The organism is Stenotrophomonas genospecies 3 (assembly GCF_054473855.1).
Genome location: NZ_JBTMUR010000012.1, coordinates 132,246 through 150,265, shown reverse-complemented (window position 1 = coordinate 150,265; position 18,020 = coordinate 132,246). Strand labels below are relative to the sequence as shown.

The window sequence follows — 18,020 nt, the reverse complement described above, 5'->3', positions numbered from 1 at the left end:
CACTTCAAACCTCATGACCGGCGGCCCGGCAAGATAGATATCGTAAGCCGTGCGAGGCCCACGAGGCGAGAGGAAGCGGTCGTCCCTTTCCCGCCAGTGGCATGATGTTCATCACAGTTTGATATTCAGGGGCGGGACGCGACACAGACGGCGTCATTGACCACCCCGACTATAATCAAACACCCGTGATGACCGGTTCAGACTCCATGCCCGACCCCGCTGCCCTGCTTGCCCTGGATGCCCGCCGCTCGGTGCCCTCGCGGCAACTGGGCGAGCCCGGACCGGATCCAGCCACCCTGCAGCGCATGCTGGCCTCGGCCGTGCGCGTGCCCGACCACGGCAAGCGCGTACCGTTCCGCTTCCTGAAGATCGCCGGCGATGCACGTCACACTCTGGGCGACTTCCTGGCCGAGCGCAGCCGCCAGCGCGACCCGCATGCGGGCGAGGCAGTATTCGAGAAGGACCGCCAGCGTTTCAGCCATGCGCCGCTGGTGATCGTGGTGGTGGCCAGCCCGCGGCCAGACCCGAAGGTGCCCGAGCAGGAACAGCTGATGACCGCCGGCTGCGTCTGCTTCGCCCTGCTGCAGGCCGCGCAGGCGCTGGGCTTCGGCGCGCAGTGGCTGACCGCCTGGATGGCCTTCGATCCGGCGGTACAGGCCCACCTAGGCCTGGTCGAAGGCGAACGCATCGCCGGCTTCATCCACATCGGTACACCCAAGGCCGATGTACCTGAGCGCGAGCGCCCCGATCCGGCGGCCCTGCTGCGCGACTGGACGCCACCGGCATGAGCCTGCCGGCTCCGCCGCCATCGCTGTATCTGGTCGACGCCAGCATCTACGTGTTCCGCGCCTGGCACTCGCTGCCGGACCAGTTCCAGGACGCGCAGGGCTGGCCGACCAACGCCGTGCACGGCTTCGCCCGCTTCCTGCTGGACCTGCTGGAGCGCGAGCGCCCCCGGCACATCGCCATCGCCTTCGACGAAGCGCTCGACAGCGGCTTCCGCCATCGCCTGTACCCGGCCTACAAGGCCAACCGCGACCCGGCACCGGAGGCGCTCAAGCGCCAGTTCGTACACTGCAAGGCGCTGTGCGCGGCATTGGGCCTTGCGGTGCTGGCCCACCACGAATTCGAAGCCGATGACCTGATCGGCAGCGCCCTGCACGTGCACCGTGGCAGCCACCGCGGGGTGATCATCTCCGCCGACAAGGACCTGTCGCAGCTGCTGCTGGATCACGACGAGCAGTGGGACTACGCACGCAACCAGCGTTGGGACGTAGCCGGAGTGAAGGCGCGGCACGGCGTGCACGCGCACCAGATCGCCGATTACCTGGCACTGTGCGGCGATGCGGTGGACAACATTCCCGGTGTCAGTGGTGTCGGCAGCAAGTCCGCCGCCGTGCTACTGGCCCACTTCGGCAGCATGGATGCGCTGTACGAACGCCTGGACGAAGTGCCGTTCCTGCGCCTGCGCGGCGCGGCACAGATGGCGGTGCGCCTGCGCGAACAGCGCGAGCACGCCCAGCTCTGGCGCCAGCTGACCACCATCGCGCTGGACGCGCCGCTGGACGGCAGCCAGCCCGGGCTGCTGCGCCAGGCGGCCGACCCGGAGCTGCTCGGTGGCCTGTGCCAGACCCTGCGCTTCGGCCCGATGACCCGCCGCCGGCTGTTCGATGCCGCCGGCGTGGCCGACCCCGTTCCCACTCCATCCTTTTCCAATTCCAGCGAGCCCGCATGAGCCAGCGCAACACCGAAGCCCCGCGTGTCGTCTATGAAGGCAAGTACCAGCGCATGCTGGTGCGCGGCACCTGGGAATACAGCGAACGTACCCACGCCGGTGGCCTGGCCGCGATCATCATTGCCGTCACCCCGGAGGACAAGGTGCTGTTCGTCGAGCAGTTCCGCGTGCCGCTGCAGGCACCCACCATCGAGATGCCGGCCGGCCTGGTCGGCGACATCCACGCCGGCGAATCGATTGAAGTCTCGGCCGTGCGCGAACTGGAAGAAGAAACCGGCTGGACCGCCGATCACGCCGAAGTGCTGATGATCGGCCCGACGTCGTCCGGCGCCAGCAGCGAGAAGATCGCCTTCGTACGCGCCACCGGCCTGCGCCGGATCGGCGAAGGTGGCGGTGATGACAGCGAGGACATCACCGTGCACGAGATTCCACGCAGTGAGGCCGCGGCCTGGCTGGTGCAGAAGATGGGCGAAGGCTACGAGCTGGACGCCAAGCTCTGGGCTGGCCTGTGGATGATCGAGCACCACCTGGACGGGCGCCCGCGTGGCTGACGCCGACCTGCATGCGCTGCCGGCGCTGCTCGGCGCCGACGACCCGGCAATCTACGCGATTCACCGGCCGCAGGGCGCTTCGCCGTACCTGCTGCTGGCTGACCACGCCGGCCAGCAGGTGCCGCGTGCTCTGGGCAGGCTTGGCCTGGCACAGACCGAACTCGGCCGCCACATCGGCTGGGACATCGGCATTGCCGGCACCACCCGCGCACTGGCCGAACGGCTGGATGCCTGGGCGATCGAACAGACCTATTCGCGGCTGCTGATCGACTGCAACCGCCCGCTGGCCTCGCCGACGCTGATTCCGGAAGTGAGCGACCACACCGTGGTCCCGGGCAATGCCGGGCTGTCGGTGGCGCAGCGGCAACAGCGCATCGACGCGATCCACGCGCCGTACCACGCGCGCATCGACGCCGAACTGGACGCACGCCGCGATGCCGGTCGCCCCACCCTGCTGGTGATGATGCACAGCTTCACGCCAGCGATGAACGGCATGCAGCGGCCGTGGCATGCCGGCGTGCTGTACCACCAGGACACGCGCTTTGCGCATGCACTGCTGCAGGCACTGCGCGACGAAGGCGACCTGGTGGTGGGTGACAACGAACCGTATTCGGTCAGCAGCACCAGCGACTACGCGGTGCCGGTGCATGGCGAGGGCCGCGGTCTGGTGCACGTGGAACTGGAGATCCGCCAGGACCTGATCGCCGATGCCGCCGGGCAGCAGGCATGGGCGGAGCGGCTGGCGCGGATCTTCAGCGCGCTGCAACCGCAGTTGCTGGCCGCCGGGTGATTTACCCAGGCTTGGTAGTGCCGGCCGCTGGCCGGCAACTGCAATGATCCAACGAACCTGAGGTTGCCGGCCAGCGGCCGGCACTACCGCAATACGGGCGCATCCATCCACGGGAACGGCTTGACCCCGTGCACCTGCACGGTCGCACCGGTGGCGTCGAAGTCATCCTTGGGAGCGGCTGGCGCGGATCTTCAGCGCGTTGCAACCGCAGTTGCTGGCCGCCGGGTGATTTACCCAGGCTTGGTAGTGCCGGCCGCTGGCCGGCAACTGCAATGATCCAACGAACCTGAGGTTGCCGGCCAGCGGCCGGCACTACCGCAATACGGGCGCATCCATCCACGGGAACGGCTTGAACCCGTGCACCTGCACGGTCGCACCGATCGCTTCGAGATCATCCTTGATCGCCTGCGCGCGGCGACGATCCAGCGCTTCACCCAGCACCAGCGGCAACGCACGGCAGCGCGCCAACGCCTCGCCCACCGGCATCTCCAGCAGGCGCGCCACGCGCTGCGCAGCAGCCTTCAGCTGGTCTGCCGGGCACGCCACCAGGCACAGATCGAACGAAGCGAAGATGCCTGCGCCCACCCCTGCCTCGCGCGCCTCCGCTTGTTCCTCAGCACCCGCTTCGCCCAGAGCCTCGTCGATACCTTCGACCTGCTGGAATGCGTCGTACTCGGTGTAGTACGCCAGTGCCTGCGCGTAGTCCTGCAGCGACGACAGCGGGCGTTGCCGCTTCTGCACATCCAGCACGTCGGCAAACGTGGCCGGCTCCAGATACGGGAACAGCCCCATCGCTGCCGAAGCGGCCGATCGCTCGCCGTCGTCATCCAGCGCTTCATCACTGGATGACGGCAACCACAACCGCGCAGCCAGCAGGTCCTCGTTGCTGGCCATCACCCAGCCGAAGGCGTTCCACGCCTCATCGTCATCGTTGCAGGCAGCGAAGGCATGCAGGGTCTGTTGCAGGTCCAACAGTTCGATCATGCGTCGGTGCTCAGGCAGGCAGTCGCTGCCGAGTCTACCGGCGCCGGGCGCAGGCCCAACGCGATCACCACGCCGAGCGCGGCGAACAGCGCGGCGCCGTACTGTGCATTGACCATGCCCTGCAACGCATCAGGGCTGGTTGCCGCCTGCGTGCCGCGCGCGGCGTTGGCGACCATCACCAGTACCGCCAATCCCAAGGCGCCGCCGATCTGCTGGGCGGTGGCCGCCATGCCGGACGCGACGCCTTGCTGCGGACCCGGCACGCCCTGCCCGGCCACGATCCACATCGCCGTCCAGCTCATGCCCTGGCCGATGCTGAGCACCACGATGCCCGGCAACAGCGGCCAGTAGCTGGCGCCATGCGGCATCGCCAACGCAACCGCGGCGATGCCGACGGCACCTGCGGCGAAGCCCCAGGCCAGCACCTGCCGTGGCGAACGGCGCCGCAGCATGCGTTCGGCAATCCGGATGCCGAAGGTGCACACCAATGTCGGCAGCAGGAAGGCCATACCGGCCTGCAGCGGGCTCCAGCCATAGCCATCCTGGAAGTAAAGCGCCAGGAAGTAGTACTGCACGCCATAGCTGCTCATGAAAGCGAAGGTCAGACCCAGCGCGGCGCGGAGGCCGGGCAGGCGCAACAGCGAAAACTGCATCAGCGGGTCACGGCTGCGCTTTTCGATCTGTACGAACACCGTCAACAATACGGCTGAAAGCAGCAGGCAGATGAGCGTAGCCGGCGCCGTCCAGCCCCACTCCGGCCCTTGCACCAGGGTGGTGACCAGCAGGCTGCCGCCAGCGGTGACAGTGAGACAACCGGCCAGATCGAAGGAACGGCCCTGCACGCGTGGACCATCGGCCGGCAGCCATGTACCGGCCGCGACCGCGCACGCCGTGGCCAGCGGCACGATCACCGCGAGCACCGCCGGCCAGCCGAACGCCTGGGTCAGCACGCCACCGAGCAGCGTGCCCAGCGCCAGGCCGACCGCGCTGGCCATGCTCCAGATCGCCAGCGCACGATTGCGTATCGGGCCTTCGGCGTACAGCGTGTTGATCAGCGCCAGCGTGGCCGGGAACAGCAGCGCCGCCCCGACGCCTTGTGCGGCGCGCGCGATGATCAACAGCGTGGCGTTCGGCGCCAGCGCGCCGAGCAGCGAGGCCAGCGCGAACAGCAGCATGCCCAGCCGGTAGAAGCGGCGGCGGCCGATCAGGTCGGCGGCACGGCCACCCAGCAGCAGGCTGCCGCCGAAGGCCACAGTGTAGGCACTGACCACCCATTGCAGCTGCTGCGCGTTGATCTGCAGCGCGCGACCCATGTCATGCAAGGCAACGAAGATGATGGTGGCATCCAGGGCAATGATCAGCTGGGCGGTGGCCAGCAGGGTCAGCGCCCAGCGCGGGTATTTGAGGGGAGGCATCGGCGGTCTGGCGCGGTGGGGGAGCGCAGTCTCATTGATGCGAGCCAATCAATAAACCCCTCCCCGACCATATCTGTCATGATTTTCGGCATGAATGGAGCCTCGATGGACCTCAATGCGGTGCGCATGCTGGTGCAGGTGGCCGAAGCGCGCAGTTTCACCGTGGCCGCCGGCCAGCTGGGCCTGAGCCAGTCCGGCCTGTCGCGCGCGATCGGGCGGCTGGAAGTCATGCTGGGGGTGAAGCTGCTGCAGCGGAACACCCGCAACGTGGCGCTGACCCCGGATGGCCGCCAGTTCGTGGAACAGGTGGCACCACTGCTGGCCGGCCTGGACGATGCCGAACGGCAACTGGCCGACCGCCCGTGCACGCCCTCGGGCACATTGAAGGTCAGTGCGCCGTCGATGTTCGGGCGCAAGGTGCTGGTGCCGATGCTGGCGCCGTTGCTGCAGCAGCATCCGCAGCTGCAGGTGGAAGCGGTGCTCAGCGACCGTCTGGTCGATCTGGTCGAGGAAGGCTTCGATGCCGCGCTGCGCACCGGCGTCATCGCCGACCAGCGCATCGTCGCGCGGCCATTGCGGCCGCTGCGCTGGGTGACGGTGGCCAGCCCCGCCTATCTGGCCCGTTGCGGCGCACCGGACGATGTGTCCGCGCTGCAGGATCATGCCTGCCTGGCGGTGCGCAACCTGCGCAGTGGCCGGCTGGTGGACTGGCAGTTCCTGCAGGAGGGGCAACTGCGCGAGTTCACGCCGCCGACGCGGATGGTGTTCGACAGCGGCGATCCGCTGGTGGAAGCGGCCATCGCCGGTATCGGCATCGTGCAGGTGATGGATTTCGCCGTGGCCGATGCGTTGGCCGATGGCCGCCTGCAGCGCGTGCTGCAGCCGTTCGAAGGCCGCAGCCGCGAACTGTCGTTGATCTACCCACCGTCGCGCCAGCATTCGCCGAAGCTGCAGGTACTGGCCGACGCGTTGCTGGCCGGGCAGTGGTAGCGCCGGCCGCTGGCCGGCGTCTGCGCGCATCCAACCGTTTCCGGGTTGCCGGCCAGCGGCCGGCACTACCAGGCTGCGGTAGATCCACGCCATGCGCGGATGAGGGCCGATAGCGCCGGGCATGGCCCGGCGTTACCGATCAGGCGAAGCTATCGGTGGCGCGCACCAGCGCGTCCACGTTTTCGGCTTCGAACGCCGAGTGGCCCGAAGCCGGCGTGATTTCCAGCTTCGCCTTCGGCCACACCTTGGTCAGGTCCCAGGCGTTGGCCAGCGGGCAGACCACGTCGTAGCGGCCGTGCACGATCACACCAGGAATGTCAGCGATGCGGTGCGCGTCGCGCAGCAGCTGGTCTTCCACTTCGAAGAAGCCGCCGTTGACGAAGTAATGGTTCTCGATGCGGGCAAAGGCCAGCGCGAAGTGCGGGTCTTCGTGGCTGTTGATGAAGTCATCGTCCACGTGCAGGAAGCTGGTCGCGCCCTCCCACACCGCCCACGCCTTGGCCGCTTCCAGGCGGGTGGTTTCGTCTTCGCTGGTCAGGCGACGGTGGAAGGCCGAGATCAGGTCATGACGCTCCACCGACGGAATCGGCTTGAGGTAGTGCTCCCACGCATCCGGGAACAGGCGGTTGGCGCCTTCCTGGTAGAACCATTCCAGCTCCCAGCGACGCAGCATGAAGATGCCGCGCAGGACCAGTTCGGTCACGCGCTGCGGGTGGGTTTCGGCATAGGCCAGCGCCAGGGTCGAACCCCAGCTGCCGCCGAACACCTGCCAGCGATCAACCTTGAGATGCTCGCGCAGCTTCTCGATATCGGCGACGAGGTCCCAGGTGGTGTTGTCCACCAGGTCCGCGTGCGGCGTGGAACGGCCGGCACCGCGCTGGTCGAACAGGATGATGCGGTACTTGGACGGGTCGTGGAACTGGCGCATCTTGTCGCTGCAACCACCGCCCGGGCCACCGTGCAGCATCACCACCGGCTTGCCATCCGGGTTGCCGCACTGTTCGAAGTACAGCGTGTGGCGGTCGTCGACCTTCAGGGTGCCGACGTCGTAGGGGGTGATGGCGGGGTACAGCGTACGCATGCTTGCAGCTCCAGGGTGATGCCCTGCCGGGGCAGGAGAACCTCCATTCTAGGCCGGACGCCGGCCCAGGGTGATGCGGTCGCGCTGCTCCAGATCCTGTACGGTCTGCACCTCCGTAAAACCCGCCGCGTCGAACAGCGCGCGGATCGCCGCGCCCTGGTCCCAACCGTGCTCGATCAGCAGCCAACCGCCGGGCAGCAGGTGGGCCTGGCCACCGTCTACGATGCGACGGATGTCATCCAGGCCATCCACGCCGGAGGCCAGCGCGGAAGCCGGTTCAAAACGCAGGTCGCCCTGCTCCAGATGCGGGTCGTCGCTGGCGATGTATGGCGGGTTGCTGGCAATCAGGTCGAAGCGTGCACCCTGCAGTGGCGCATACCAGTCGTGCCCGCCCTCGGCGAAGCGGACGTTGCGCAGTTCGTGGCGAGCAGCATTGCGCGCGGCCACGGCCAGCGCGCCCGGGCTGGCATCGGTAGCCAGCACCTGCGCTTGGGGCCGTTCGCTGGCCAGTGCAAGTGCAATCGCACCGCTGCCGGTGCCCAGGTCAGCCAGCTGCAGCGCCTGGTCCTGCGGCAGGCGCCCCAGCGCCAGCTCGACCAGCAGCTCGGTTTCCGGGCGCGGGATCAGCGTGGTTGGATCGACTTCCAGGTCCAGCGTCCAGAAACCGCGGCGGCCGGTCAGGTAGGCCACCGGCTCACCGGCCACGCGGCGGGCCAGCAACGCTTCGAAGGCGGCCAGGTCGGCGGCGGCCAGCGGATCGGTGGCATGCGCGAACAGCCAGCTGCGCGGGCGGTCCAGCACGTGCAGCAGCAGCAGTTCGGCCTCGTGGCGGGCCTCGACGCCGCCGAGGCGGGCACTGGCCTCGGCCACGACCTGGCGCAGGGAAGGTTCGGGTTGGAAAGGCATTCCGTAATTGTAGAGCCGAGCCCATGCTCGGCTGCTTCTGGCGCAGTCGAGCTACACATCCACAGGTCCGCAGTCGAGCATGACTCGACTCTACAAAAGGCTGCAATCCGTTCAGGTTCTGCCCGAGCGGATAAGGAGGGACTATTGGCCCTGTTCAGCCGTTCCGGAAGATTTTCCTTGTCACACAGGCAGTTGCAGGATGAAAGCGTCCGGGTTCAGTGCCTGCTCAGTGCATTTTGATAGACTACATCTATCAAATAGATGCAATCAATGGATTGTTCTTATCGCCAGCGAGTCGGTAACCTAGCTCCTGTCGATTCACCCACTCCCCTTCACCAGAGGAAAAACGATGTCCCTGATCAACACCCAGATCCAGCCGTTCGAAGCCAACGCTTACCACAATGGCGAGTTCATCAAGGTTTCCGACGCCAGCCTGAAGGGCCAGTGGTCCGTCCTGATCTTCATGCCGGCCGCCTTCACCTTCAACTGCCCGACCGAGATCGAAGACGCGGCTGACCATTACGCCGAGTTCAAGAAGGCTGGCGCCGAGGTCTACATCGTCACCACCGATACCCACTTCTCGCACAAGGTGTGGCACGAAACCTCGCCGGCCGTCGGCAAGGCCCAGTTCCCGCTGGTCGGCGACCCGACCCACCAGCTGACCAACGCCTTCGGCGTGCACATTCCGGAAGAAGGTCTGGCCCTGCGTGGCACCTTCATCATCAACCCGGAAGGCGTGATCAAGACCCTGGAGATCCACTCCAACGAGATCGCCCGTGACGTCTCCGAAACCCTGCGCAAGCTGAAGGCTGCCCAGTTCACCGCCGCCAACCCGAACCAGGTGTGCCCGGCCAAGTGGAAGGAAGGCGAGAAGACCCTGACCCCGTCGCTGGACCTGGTCGGCAAGATCTAAAGCAGTACCGGCCTGCCGTGGCCCCACGCCACGGCGCGCCTTTCATCCCCGTGCCGGTCCCCCCGCCGGCGTGGGGGTGAACCCAAGACAGCCAACGCTCGCCCGCCTTGGCCAGCCAGCCCCTTCCACGGTCGCTGTCTTGGGTTCACCCCTACCCCCTGCTGGTCCGCTACCTTCTACAGCGGTGCCACGCCCCCTGTTTGCCTGAAGCCAGGAGATGACCCGATGTTGGACGCCAACCTGCAGTCGCAGCTGAAGACCTATCTGGAGCGCGTGACCCGCCCGATCCAGATCACCGCGCACGCCGACGACGGCGCCAAGTCGCAGGAAATGCTGGAACTGCTGCAGACCCTGGGCAGCCTGTCGGACAAGATCTCGCTGCAGGTGCTGCGCGATGGCCAGGGCCGCGTGCCGTCCTTCGACCTGGGCACCCCGGGCCAGGACATCCACCTGACCTTCGCCGGCCTGCCGATGGGCCACGAGTTCACCTCGCTGGTGCTGGCGCTGCTGCAGGTCGGCGGCCACCCGTCCAAGGCCACCGCCGAGCTGATCGAGCAGGTGCAGAACCTGGAAGGTGAATACAAGTTCGAAACCTACTTCTCGCTGTCCTGCCAGAACTGCCCGGACGTGGTGCAGGCGCTGAACCTGGCCGCGGTACTCAACCCGCGCATCCAGCACGTGGCCATCGACGGTGCCCTGTTCCAGGACGAAGTCGAGAAGCGCGAGATCATGTCGGTGCCGACCGTGTACCTCAACGGTGAAGTCTTCGACCAGGGTCGCATGACCCTCGAGCAGATCGTCGCCAAGCTGGACACCAATGCCAGCAAGCGCGATGCCGAGAAGATCGCCGCCAAGGACGCCTTCGACGTGCTGGTGGTGGGCGGTGGCCCGGCCGGCGCAGCAGCGGCGATCTACGCCGCGCGCAAGGGCATCCGCACCGGCATCGCCGCCGAGCGTTTCGGTGGCCAGGTGCTGGACACCATGGCGATCGAGAACTTCATCTCGGTGAAGGAGACCGAGGGCCCGAAGCTGGCCACGGCGCTGGAACAGCACGTGCGCGAGTACGAGGTGGACATCATGAACCTGCAGCGCGCCAGTGCGCTGGTGCCGGCCGGTGAAGACGGCCTGGTGCAGGTGCAGCTGGAGAACGGCGCGGTGCTGAAGTCGCGTTCGGTGATCCTGTCCACCGGCGCACGCTGGCGCCAGATGAACGTGCCGGGCGAAGACCAGTACCGCAACAAGGGCGTGGCCTACTGCCCGCACTGCGATGGTCCGCTGTTCAAGGGCAAGCGCGTGGCGGTGATCGGCGGCGGCAACTCCGGCGTGGAAGCGGCCATCGATCTGGCCGGCATCGTGTCGCATGTAACCCTGCTGGAGTTCGATTCCAGCCTGCGCGCCGACGAAGTGCTGCAGAAGAAACTGCGCAGCCTGGCCAACGTCACCGTGCTGACCAGCGCACAGACCACCGAAGTGCTGGGCGACGGCAGCCGTGTCACCGGCCTGGTCTACAAGGACCGTGTCGGCGGCGACGCCCACCGCGTCGAGCTGGAAGGCATCTTCGTGCAGATCGGCCTGCTGCCCAACACCGAGTGGCTGAAGGACACCGTGGCGCTGTCGCCGCGTGGCGAGATCGTCATCGACGACCGTGGCCAGACCAACCTGCCGGGCGTGTTCGCTGCTGGCGATTGCACGACGGTACCCTACAAGCAGATCATCATTGCCATGGGCGCCGGTTCGACCGCCGCACTGAGCGCGTTCGACCACCTGATCCGCTCGTCGGTGAGCAGCAGCAGTGGTGCTGTTGCTGAAGCTGCCTGATCCATCGTTCCCAGATCACCGGGAACATTGTCTGCCTGTCGGGTAACCATGCCGTCAGCCGGTCCGTTACCCCTGGGGTGTAAGGATGAACCTACGTGATCTGAAGTACCTGGTAGCCCTGGCCGACCACAAGCATTTCGGCCGGGCTGCCGCCTCCTGCTTCGTCAGCCAGCCGACGCTGTCCACGCAGATCCGCAAGCTGGAAGAAGAGCTGGGCCTGCCGCTGGTGGAACGTGCACCGCGCAAGGTGATGCTGACCCCGGCCGGCCAGGAAGCAGCAGCACGGGCACGGGTGATCGTGTCCGAAGTGGAACAGCTGAAGGAAGCGGCACGTCGCAGTCGCGATCCGGAAGCCGGTACGGTGCGCCTGGGGATCTTCCCGACCCTGGGCCCGTACCTGCTGCCGCATGTGATTCCGCGCATCCGCGATCGCTTCCCGGAGCTGGAACTGCTGCTGGTCGAGGAAAAGAGCGATGTGCTGCTGGACCGTCTGCGCGAAGGCAAGCTCGACGCTGCACTGCTGGCCCTGCCGGTGATCGACGACCAGCTGCATGCCGAGTTCCTGTTCGAGGAACCCTTCCTGCTGGCCGTATCCGGGCGCCACCCGCTGGCCCGTCGCGAACACCTGGACGTGCAGGAGCTGGCCACGCAGAAGCTGCTGCTGCTGGAAGATGGCCATTGCCTGCGCGACCAGGCACTGGAAGTCTGCCGCCTGTTCGGTGCCAACGAGAAGTCCGAGTTCCGCGCCACCAGCCTGGAAACCCTGCGGCAGATGGTCGCCGCCGACGTCGGCATCACCCTGCTGCCAAGCCTGTCGGTGCAGCCGCCGGTGCCGCGCTCGAACAACATCCGCCTGCTCGACTTCACCGGCGAAGGACGCCCCAGCCGCCGCATCGCGATGATCTGGCGCCGCAGCTCGGCCATGAACGACTTCCTGATGGAGCTGGCCGATCAGTTCAAGCGCCTGCCGCAGGCGCTGTTCACCCTGGAAGCGGTCAACGCCGCCGGCGACACGACCGCCCTGCCCGGCCCTGCGCTGAACGGCTGAACCCCCGCAGCACCGGCCTGGAATCGGCAGGAGTCGATTCCGGTCGCATTTGTCCCCACAATACAGACAGGCGGCGCCAGCAGGTGCCGCCTTTTGCATGGCTTTCAACCAAGGAGCTTCACCATGAGTACCGCCAGCGGCCTGCCGCCGTCGATCACCGTTTCCACCTTCGACATGGACCGCCTGGACGCCATGCTCGAATCCCCTGCGCTGAGCCAGACGCCTGCCGCGCTCGCGCTTGCTGAAGAACTCAACCGGGCCACCGTGCTGGCACCGGACCAGATTCCCGAAGGCATCGTCATGATGCATTCGCGCGTGGAGTGCGAAGATGAAGTGTCGGGCGAGAAGCACGTCCTGACCCTGGTCTTCCCCCGCGAAGCCAACGTCGATGAAGGCAAGGTTTCCGTGCTGGCCCCGGTCGGCAGTGCCCTGCTCGGCCTTTCGATCGGCCAGAGCATCGACTGGAACGCGCCCGGCGGCCGCAAGCTGCGCCTGCGCGTGACCGCGGTCCACAACGACCGCCCCTGATTACCGCTGCGCACCGCGCGCGATTCGATCCCCCTGCACCAGGAGCCGTAATGAGTACCCCGTCCAAACTGTCCCAGCTGCGCGAACTGTCCGTGGTCGTTGCCGATACCGGTGACTACGAGGCGATCAAGCGCCTGCAGCCGGTGGACTGCACCACCAACCCGACCCTGGTGAAGAAGGCCCTGGACCTGCCGGTCTACGCCGAGCTGATCGAACGCGAACTGGCCTGGGGCCGCCAGCAGAGTGGCGACCGCGAAGCCGTGGTGCACGCCGTGGCCGACCGCCTGACCATCGGCGTCGGCGCGCTGCTGAGCACGCTGGTGCCGGGCCGCGTGTCCACCGAAGTGGATGCCGACCAGGCCCACGACACCGCTGCCACCGTAGCCAAGGCCCGCCAGTTCATCCAGATGTACGCCGATGCCGGCGTGCCGCGCGAGAAGATCCTGATCAAGATCGCCGCGACCTGGGAAGGCGTGGAAGCCGCGCGCATCCTGCAGGCCGAAGGCATCGACTGCAACCTGACCCTGATCTTCAACCCGACCCAGGCGCTGGCCTGCAGCGAAGCCGGCGCGTTCCTGATCTCGCCGTTCGTCGGCCGCATCCTGGACTGGTACGTGGCCAACGGCCAGACCCCGGCCAACATCGATGAAGACCCGGGCGTGAAGTTCGTGCGCGGCGTGTATGCCGAATTCAAGCGCCGCGGTTCGCCGACGGTGGTGATGGGCGCCTCGTTCCGTTCGACCGCGCAGATCGAAGCGCTGGCCGGCTGCGACCGCCTGACGATTTCGCCGGATCTGCTGGAGAAGCTGGACGCCGACCACGGCGAGCTGCCGCGCAAGCTGGTGGCCGGTGCGGCGGATGGCGCGGCGGTGACCCCGATCGATGCAGCGAAGTTCGCAGCGGATCTGGCGGCCGATCCGATGGCGACCGAGAAGCTGGCGACCGGTATCGATGCGTTTGCCAAGGATCTGGAAGCACTGCGCGAGCGGATCCGCGCGGCACTGTGAGGATTCCGGCCAACGGCTGAGCCCCTCGTGGCGGGGGCTTGGTCGCATTGAAGCAAGAGCGAAAGCCGCGCTGGGTCGGGCGGGTTGGGTTCGCGGGAGACGCCGTGAATCCGTCCCTGGAGGCTTGGCCGCCGCATCCATGCGGCGGACACTCCCGCGAACCCAACCCGCCCGCCCTCTGACAGTTTCCGGTGGCCGCGCGCCACGGATGAAAGAAAGAAGAGCAAAGCGGGTCGCGCGCTTCGCTTGCTCGGAGCGGAGCATGGCTCCGCTCTACAGAAAGCACTGCAGGATCAAACAAAAAGGACGCGGCGAAAGCCGCGTCCTTTTTGTTTTCTTTCAGTTCGTCAGTAACCCAATGCTCTTGCCCACCGTCACCGGGAAACTGTCGAAGGCGGGACGGGTGCAGATGGCGGGACCGTCCACGGCATGGATGCCGTGGCCGAGCCCCCATGGACGGGTTTACGGCGTGTCCCGCCATCTGTACCCGTCCCGCCAAACTCACAACAACCCAGAGCCGCTTTGGCTGTTGACGTTGATTTTGACGTTGCCCGCCGCAGGCGGACCACCGCGCGTCAGCGCGGCGCCTCCACATCCAACCCGATCGGGCAGCTCACCCCGGTGCCGCCGATACCGCAGTAGCCGCTCGGATTCTTCGCCAGGTACTGCTGGTGATAGTCCTCGGCGTAGTAGTACGCCGGTGCCGGGTACACGATCTCGGTGGTGATCGGGCCGTAGCCGGCCGCATCCAGCTGCGCCTGGTAGGCCTCGCGGCTGGCCAGCGCGGCGGCGTACTGCGCCTCGTCGGTGGCGTGGATCGCCGAACGGTACTGGGTGCCGGTGTCGTTGCCCTGGCGCATGCCCTGGGTCGGGTCGTGGCTTTCCCAGAACAGCTGCAGCAGCCGCTCCAGGCTCACCACCGCCGGGTCGAACACCACCTGCACCACTTCGGTGTGGCCGGTCAGGCCCGAGCACACCTCTTCATAGGTCGGGTTCGGGGTGATGCCGCCGGCATAGCCCACCGAGGTGCTGTACACGCCCGGTTCGGTCCAGAACTTGCGCTCGGCGCCCCAGAAGCAGCCCAGCGCGAAGCGGATCTGCTGCAGGCCGGCGAAACGGTCCTTCAGCGGATGGCTGTTCACGAAGTGCTGGTTGCTGTGCAGCGGCAGCGGTTGGTCACGCCCCGGCAGTGCTTCTTCCGGGCGCGGCAGGCGCTGCTTGAAGGCGCCGATGCCGAGGATGCCCTGGCCAATTCCCAACATGATGCGCTCCTACGCCGGAAGGCCGGCTATGTCGTCTGCATCTGAAATGGGGGCGTCCGGCGCGTGGCCCAAGTCCAGCGCCGCCACGATGTCCTCGGCCTGCGGCCGTGCCGCATCAGGGATGCCTACCCGCAGCACGCCGAACAGCGGCAGCTCGCCCATGCCACCCAGCAACGACTCGCCGAACACGAAGGCCGGGATGCCGGCATCCTCCAGCGCGTGCTTGACCAGGTGGGCGTCGAACAGGTTGTCGGCCTTGTACACGATGTGCATGCGGCAGCTCCGTGGGACAGGGTCCCAGCATACGCCCGGGGGCTGAATGGTGGTGGTGACGGCGCATGACCGTTCTGCCGGCCAGCGGCCGGTACTACCCAATTGCACGGCGATCCACATTCCGTCGGCCAGCGGCCGGCGCTACCGGGAAGAGGGCCTGGTAGTGCCGGCCGCTGGCCGGCATCCCCACGCCCCACCGGGCAGCCCTGCCCCGTACGCGTTAGACTGGCGGTCTTTCTGCCTTTCTTTTCGCCGACTCATGTCCGAGCACACCCCCGCCAGCCCCGAGACCCCCGCCGACAGCCACGAAAAGCGCGATTTCATCCGCCAGATCGTGCGCGAGGACCTGGCCAGCGGAAAGCACCAGGCGATCAAGACCCGTTTCCCGCCGGAACCGAACGGCTACCTGCACATCGGCCATGCCAAGTCGATCTGCCTGAACTTCGGCATCGCCGGCGAGTTCAGCGGCGTGTGCAACCTGCGCTTCGATGACACCAACCCGGCCAAGGAAGACCCGGAATACGTGGCCGCGATCCAGGACGACGTGCGCTGGCTGGGCTTCAGCTGGAACGAACTGCGCCATGCTTCTGACTACTTCCAGACCTATTACCTGGCCGCCGAAAAGCTGATCGAACAGGGCAAGGCCTATGTCTGCGACCTGTCGGCCGAGGAAGTGCGCGCCTACCGCGGCACCCTGACCGAGCCGGGCCGCCCGTCGCCGTGGCGCGACCGCAGCGTCGAGGAAAACCTCGACCTGTTCCGCCGCATGCGCGCCGGTGAATTCCCGGATGGCGCGCGCACCCTGCGCGCGAAGATCGACATGGCCAGCGGCAACATCAACCTGCGCGATCCGGCGCTGTACCGCATCAAGCACGTCGAGCACCAGAACACTGGCAACGCGTGGCCGATCTACCCGATGTACGACTTCGCGCACGCGCTGGGCGACTCGATCGAGGGCATCACCCACTCGCTGTGCACGCTGGAATTCGAAGACCACCGCCCGCTGTACGACTGGTGCGTGGACAACGTCGATTTCGCCCATGACGACACGCTGACCCAGCCGCTGGTCGACGCCGGCCTGCCGCGCGAAGCCGCCAAGCCGCGCCAGATCGAGTTCTCGCGCCTGAACATCAATTACACGGTGATGAGCAAGCGCAAGCTGATGGCGCTGGTTACCGAGCAGCTGGTGGACGGCTGGGAAGACCCGCGCATGCCGACCCTGCAGGGCCTGCGTCGCCGTGGCTACACCCCGGCCGCGATGCGCCTGTTCGCCGAGCGCGTGGGCATCAGCAAGCAGAATTCGCTGATCGATTTCAGCGTGCTGGAAGGCGCGCTGCGCGAAGACCTGGACAGCGCCGCGCCGCGCCGCATGGCCGTGGTCGACCCGGTCAAGCTGGTGCTGACCAACCTCCCGGAAGGCCACGAAGAACAGCTGACCTTCAGCAACCACCCGAAGGACGAGAGCTTCGGCAGCCGCGAAGTGCCGTTCGCACGCGAAGTGTGGATCGACCGCGAGGACTTCGCCGAAGTGCCGCCGAAGGGCTGGAAGCGCTTGGTCCCGGGTGGCGAAGTGCGCCTGCGTGGTGCCGGCATCATCCGCTGCGATGAAGTGATCAAGGATGCCGACGGCACCATCACCGAGCTGCGTGGCTGGCTGGATCCGGAATCGCGTCCGGGCATGGAAGGCGCCAACCGCAAGGTCAAGGGCACCATCCACTGGGTCAGCGCCGTGCATGGCGTGCCGGCCGAGATCCGCCTGTACGACCGCCTGTTCTCGGTGCCGAACCCGGACGACGAGTCGGAAGGCAAGACCTACCGCGATTACCTCAACCCGGAATCGCGCCGCACTGTCACCGGCTATGTCGAGCCGGCCGCGGCCAGCGCTGCGCCGGAGCAGTCGTTCCAGTTCGAACGCACCGGCTACTTCGTCGCCGACCGCCGCGACCACACCGAAGCCAAGCCGGTGTTCAACCGCAGCGTGACCCTGCGCGACACCTGGTAGGCCTGAGGACCCGCGCGGGCGCCAGCACGGCGCCCGCATGACCCCGACGATGATCACCGCCCTCTCCGTCCTGCTCTGGTTCATCTCGCAGCATCCGCTGCTGACGTTCTTTTCGGCGATGGTGCTGGCCGGGCTGGTCTCGTGGTGGCGGCGTTTTCCGGGCTACGCCATCGTGGTGTTCCCGCTGGCGATGCTCAACATCTTCCTCGGCCACTTCCTCAACGCCGCCTTCCTCAACGTGGTGGGCGAGCCTGGTGAAGCGGTGATCGTGAAGTCCGAGCGCACCAGTTCGACCATGAACGAGCAGTACATCTGGCGCTACGAAGGGGTGCTGCGCACCGCCGAGGGCCGCGACGTGGAGGTGGTGTTCCACACCAACACCGCCTCGCTGTGGCCGCTGGAGAACGCGATCCGCATCCCGGCGCCCGACCAGCCGTTCGTGGTCAAGTACACGCCGGGTTTCCCGCGCAACTTCGTCATCCTCACCAATGAATCGCCGCACGGCATCGCCCAGGCCCGGGCCAGCGCGCGCGAGCGGGTGGAAGTGGCGGCGCGCAAGCTGCACTTCAGCCCGGGCAATGCCGATTTCCGCGCGGACTATCGCCGCGAGCTGGAAACCTGGCTGCGCGACCACGGCAACGATCCGCAGCAGCAGTCCGACGCGCAGCGATATCGCGCCGAACTTGACGCGCTCGACCGCTAGATCCCCAGGCCTTG

At 66.9% G+C, this 18,020-nt stretch carries 18 protein-coding genes; 12 read left to right on the top strand and 6 right to left on the bottom strand.

Going from position 1 to position 18,020, the window contains the following annotated elements:
• Positions 1–206: 206 nt before the first annotated feature.
• The 4 genes from ACX9OT_RS16745 to ACX9OT_RS16730 are packed head-to-tail and all read left to right on the top strand — an operon-like array spanning position 207 to position 3,076.
• On the top strand, positions 207–788 hold the full coding sequence (locus tag ACX9OT_RS16745) for a nitroreductase family protein (RefSeq protein ID WP_049399990.1): 582 nt from the start codon (positions 207–209) through the stop codon (positions 786–788).
• A complete protein-coding gene (locus ACX9OT_RS16740; RefSeq protein ID WP_189720598.1) occupies positions 785–1,735 on the top strand; it encodes a 5'-3' exonuclease in 951 nt (316 codons plus the stop codon). The genes ACX9OT_RS16745 and ACX9OT_RS16740 overlap by 4 nt, the downstream gene beginning before the upstream one ends.
• On the top strand, positions 1,732–2,286 hold the full coding sequence (locus ACX9OT_RS16735; RefSeq protein ID WP_010481791.1) for an NUDIX hydrolase: 555 nt from the start codon (positions 1,732–1,734) through the stop codon (positions 2,284–2,286). Before ACX9OT_RS16740 ends, ACX9OT_RS16735 begins: the two co-directional genes overlap by 4 nt.
• Entirely contained in the window at positions 2,279–3,076 is a 798-nt protein-coding gene (locus ACX9OT_RS16730; RefSeq protein WP_459002955.1) for an N-formylglutamate amidohydrolase, read from the top strand. The genes ACX9OT_RS16735 and ACX9OT_RS16730 overlap by 8 nt, the downstream gene beginning before the upstream one ends.
• A 312-nt stretch (positions 3,077–3,388) precedes the next feature.
• Here the strand turns inward: ACX9OT_RS16730 and ACX9OT_RS16725 are convergent, their stop codons facing one another.
• Complete coding sequence (locus ACX9OT_RS16725; protein WP_459002953.1) at positions 3,389–4,060, bottom strand: DUF7716 domain-containing protein; 672 nt, start codon at positions 4,058–4,060, stop codon at positions 3,389–3,391.
• The gene (locus ACX9OT_RS16720; protein WP_459002951.1) at positions 4,057–5,475 is read right to left on the bottom strand and encodes an MFS transporter; all 1,419 of its coding nucleotides are present in this window, start codon (positions 5,473–5,475) and stop codon (positions 4,057–4,059) included. Before ACX9OT_RS16720 ends, ACX9OT_RS16725 begins: the two co-directional genes overlap by 4 nt.
• Before the next feature lie 105 nt (positions 5,476–5,580).
• Between ACX9OT_RS16720 and ACX9OT_RS16715 the strand changes: the two genes are divergently transcribed.
• Positions 5,581–6,465, top strand: coding sequence for a LysR family transcriptional regulator (locus ACX9OT_RS16715; protein ID WP_459002984.1), 885 nt, complete (start codon positions 5,581–5,583; stop codon positions 6,463–6,465).
• Between the two features lie 139 nt (positions 6,466–6,604).
• Here ACX9OT_RS16715 and pip read toward each other — a convergent pair whose 3' ends face one another.
• Positions 6,605–7,546 (bottom strand): prolyl aminopeptidase, encoded by a 942-nt coding sequence (gene pip / locus ACX9OT_RS16710; protein WP_032130095.1) that lies wholly within the window; start codon positions 7,544–7,546, stop codon positions 6,605–6,607.
• A 48-nt stretch (positions 7,547–7,594) separates the two neighbouring features.
• Complete coding sequence (gene prmC, locus ACX9OT_RS16705) at positions 7,595–8,452, bottom strand: peptide chain release factor N(5)-glutamine methyltransferase (RefSeq protein ID WP_459002949.1); 858 nt, start codon at positions 8,450–8,452, stop codon at positions 7,595–7,597.
• A 349-nt stretch (positions 8,453–8,801) separates the two neighbouring features.
• Here prmC and ahpC point away from each other — a divergent pair, with 349 nt between their 5' ends.
• The 5 genes from ahpC to ACX9OT_RS16680 all read left to right on the top strand — a co-directional run bounded on the left by ahpC (position 8,802) and on the right by ACX9OT_RS16680 (position 13,766).
• Positions 8,802–9,365: an alkyl hydroperoxide reductase subunit C gene (gene ahpC / locus ACX9OT_RS16700; protein ID WP_005408159.1), complete on the top strand. Its 564-nt coding sequence runs from the start codon at positions 8,802–8,804 to the stop codon at positions 9,363–9,365.
• A gap of 225 nt (positions 9,366–9,590) precedes the next feature.
• Positions 9,591–11,183, top strand: coding sequence for an alkyl hydroperoxide reductase subunit F (ahpF, locus tag ACX9OT_RS16695; protein WP_459002946.1), 1,593 nt, complete (start codon positions 9,591–9,593; stop codon positions 11,181–11,183).
• 85 nt (positions 11,184–11,268) lie between these two features.
• Entirely contained in the window at positions 11,269–12,231 is a 963-nt protein-coding gene (locus ACX9OT_RS16690; protein ID WP_032129919.1) for a LysR substrate-binding domain-containing protein, read from the top strand.
• Between the two features lie 123 nt (positions 12,232–12,354).
• Positions 12,355–12,759, top strand: coding sequence for a nucleoside diphosphate kinase regulator (rnk, locus tag ACX9OT_RS16685; RefSeq protein ID WP_005408156.1), 405 nt, complete (start codon positions 12,355–12,357; stop codon positions 12,757–12,759).
• Between the two features lie 50 nt (positions 12,760–12,809).
• Positions 12,810–13,766: a transaldolase gene (locus tag ACX9OT_RS16680; RefSeq protein WP_423167609.1), complete on the top strand. Its 957-nt coding sequence runs from the start codon at positions 12,810–12,812 to the stop codon at positions 13,764–13,766.
• Positions 13,767–14,341: 575 nt separating this feature from the next.
• Here ACX9OT_RS16680 and msrA read toward each other — a convergent pair.
• Both msrA and ACX9OT_RS16670 read right to left on the bottom strand, forming a co-directional pair.
• The gene (gene msrA / locus ACX9OT_RS16675) at positions 14,342–15,007 is read right to left on the bottom strand and encodes a peptide-methionine (S)-S-oxide reductase MsrA (protein ID WP_459002982.1); all 666 of its coding nucleotides are present in this window, start codon (positions 15,005–15,007) and stop codon (positions 14,342–14,344) included.
• 30 nt (positions 15,008–15,037) lie between these two features.
• On the bottom strand, positions 15,038–15,301 hold the full coding sequence (locus ACX9OT_RS16670) for a putative signal transducing protein (RefSeq protein WP_010481810.1): 264 nt from the start codon (positions 15,299–15,301) through the stop codon (positions 15,038–15,040).
• 259 nt (positions 15,302–15,560) lie between these two features.
• Between ACX9OT_RS16670 and ACX9OT_RS16665 the strand changes: the two genes are divergently transcribed.
• Together ACX9OT_RS16665 and ACX9OT_RS16660 are read left to right on the top strand one after the other, a co-directional pair.
• Positions 15,561–17,303 carry a glutamine--tRNA ligase/YqeY domain fusion protein gene (locus ACX9OT_RS16665; protein ID WP_459002942.1) on the top strand — a complete coding sequence of 581 codons (1,743 nt, stop codon included), beginning with the start codon at positions 15,561–15,563 and terminating at the stop codon, positions 17,301–17,303.
• A gap of 49 nt (positions 17,304–17,352) precedes the next feature.
• Complete coding sequence (locus ACX9OT_RS16660) at positions 17,353–18,006, top strand: membrane protein (protein WP_049422868.1); 654 nt, start codon at positions 17,353–17,355, stop codon at positions 18,004–18,006.
• Positions 18,007–18,020: the final 14 nt, after the last annotated feature.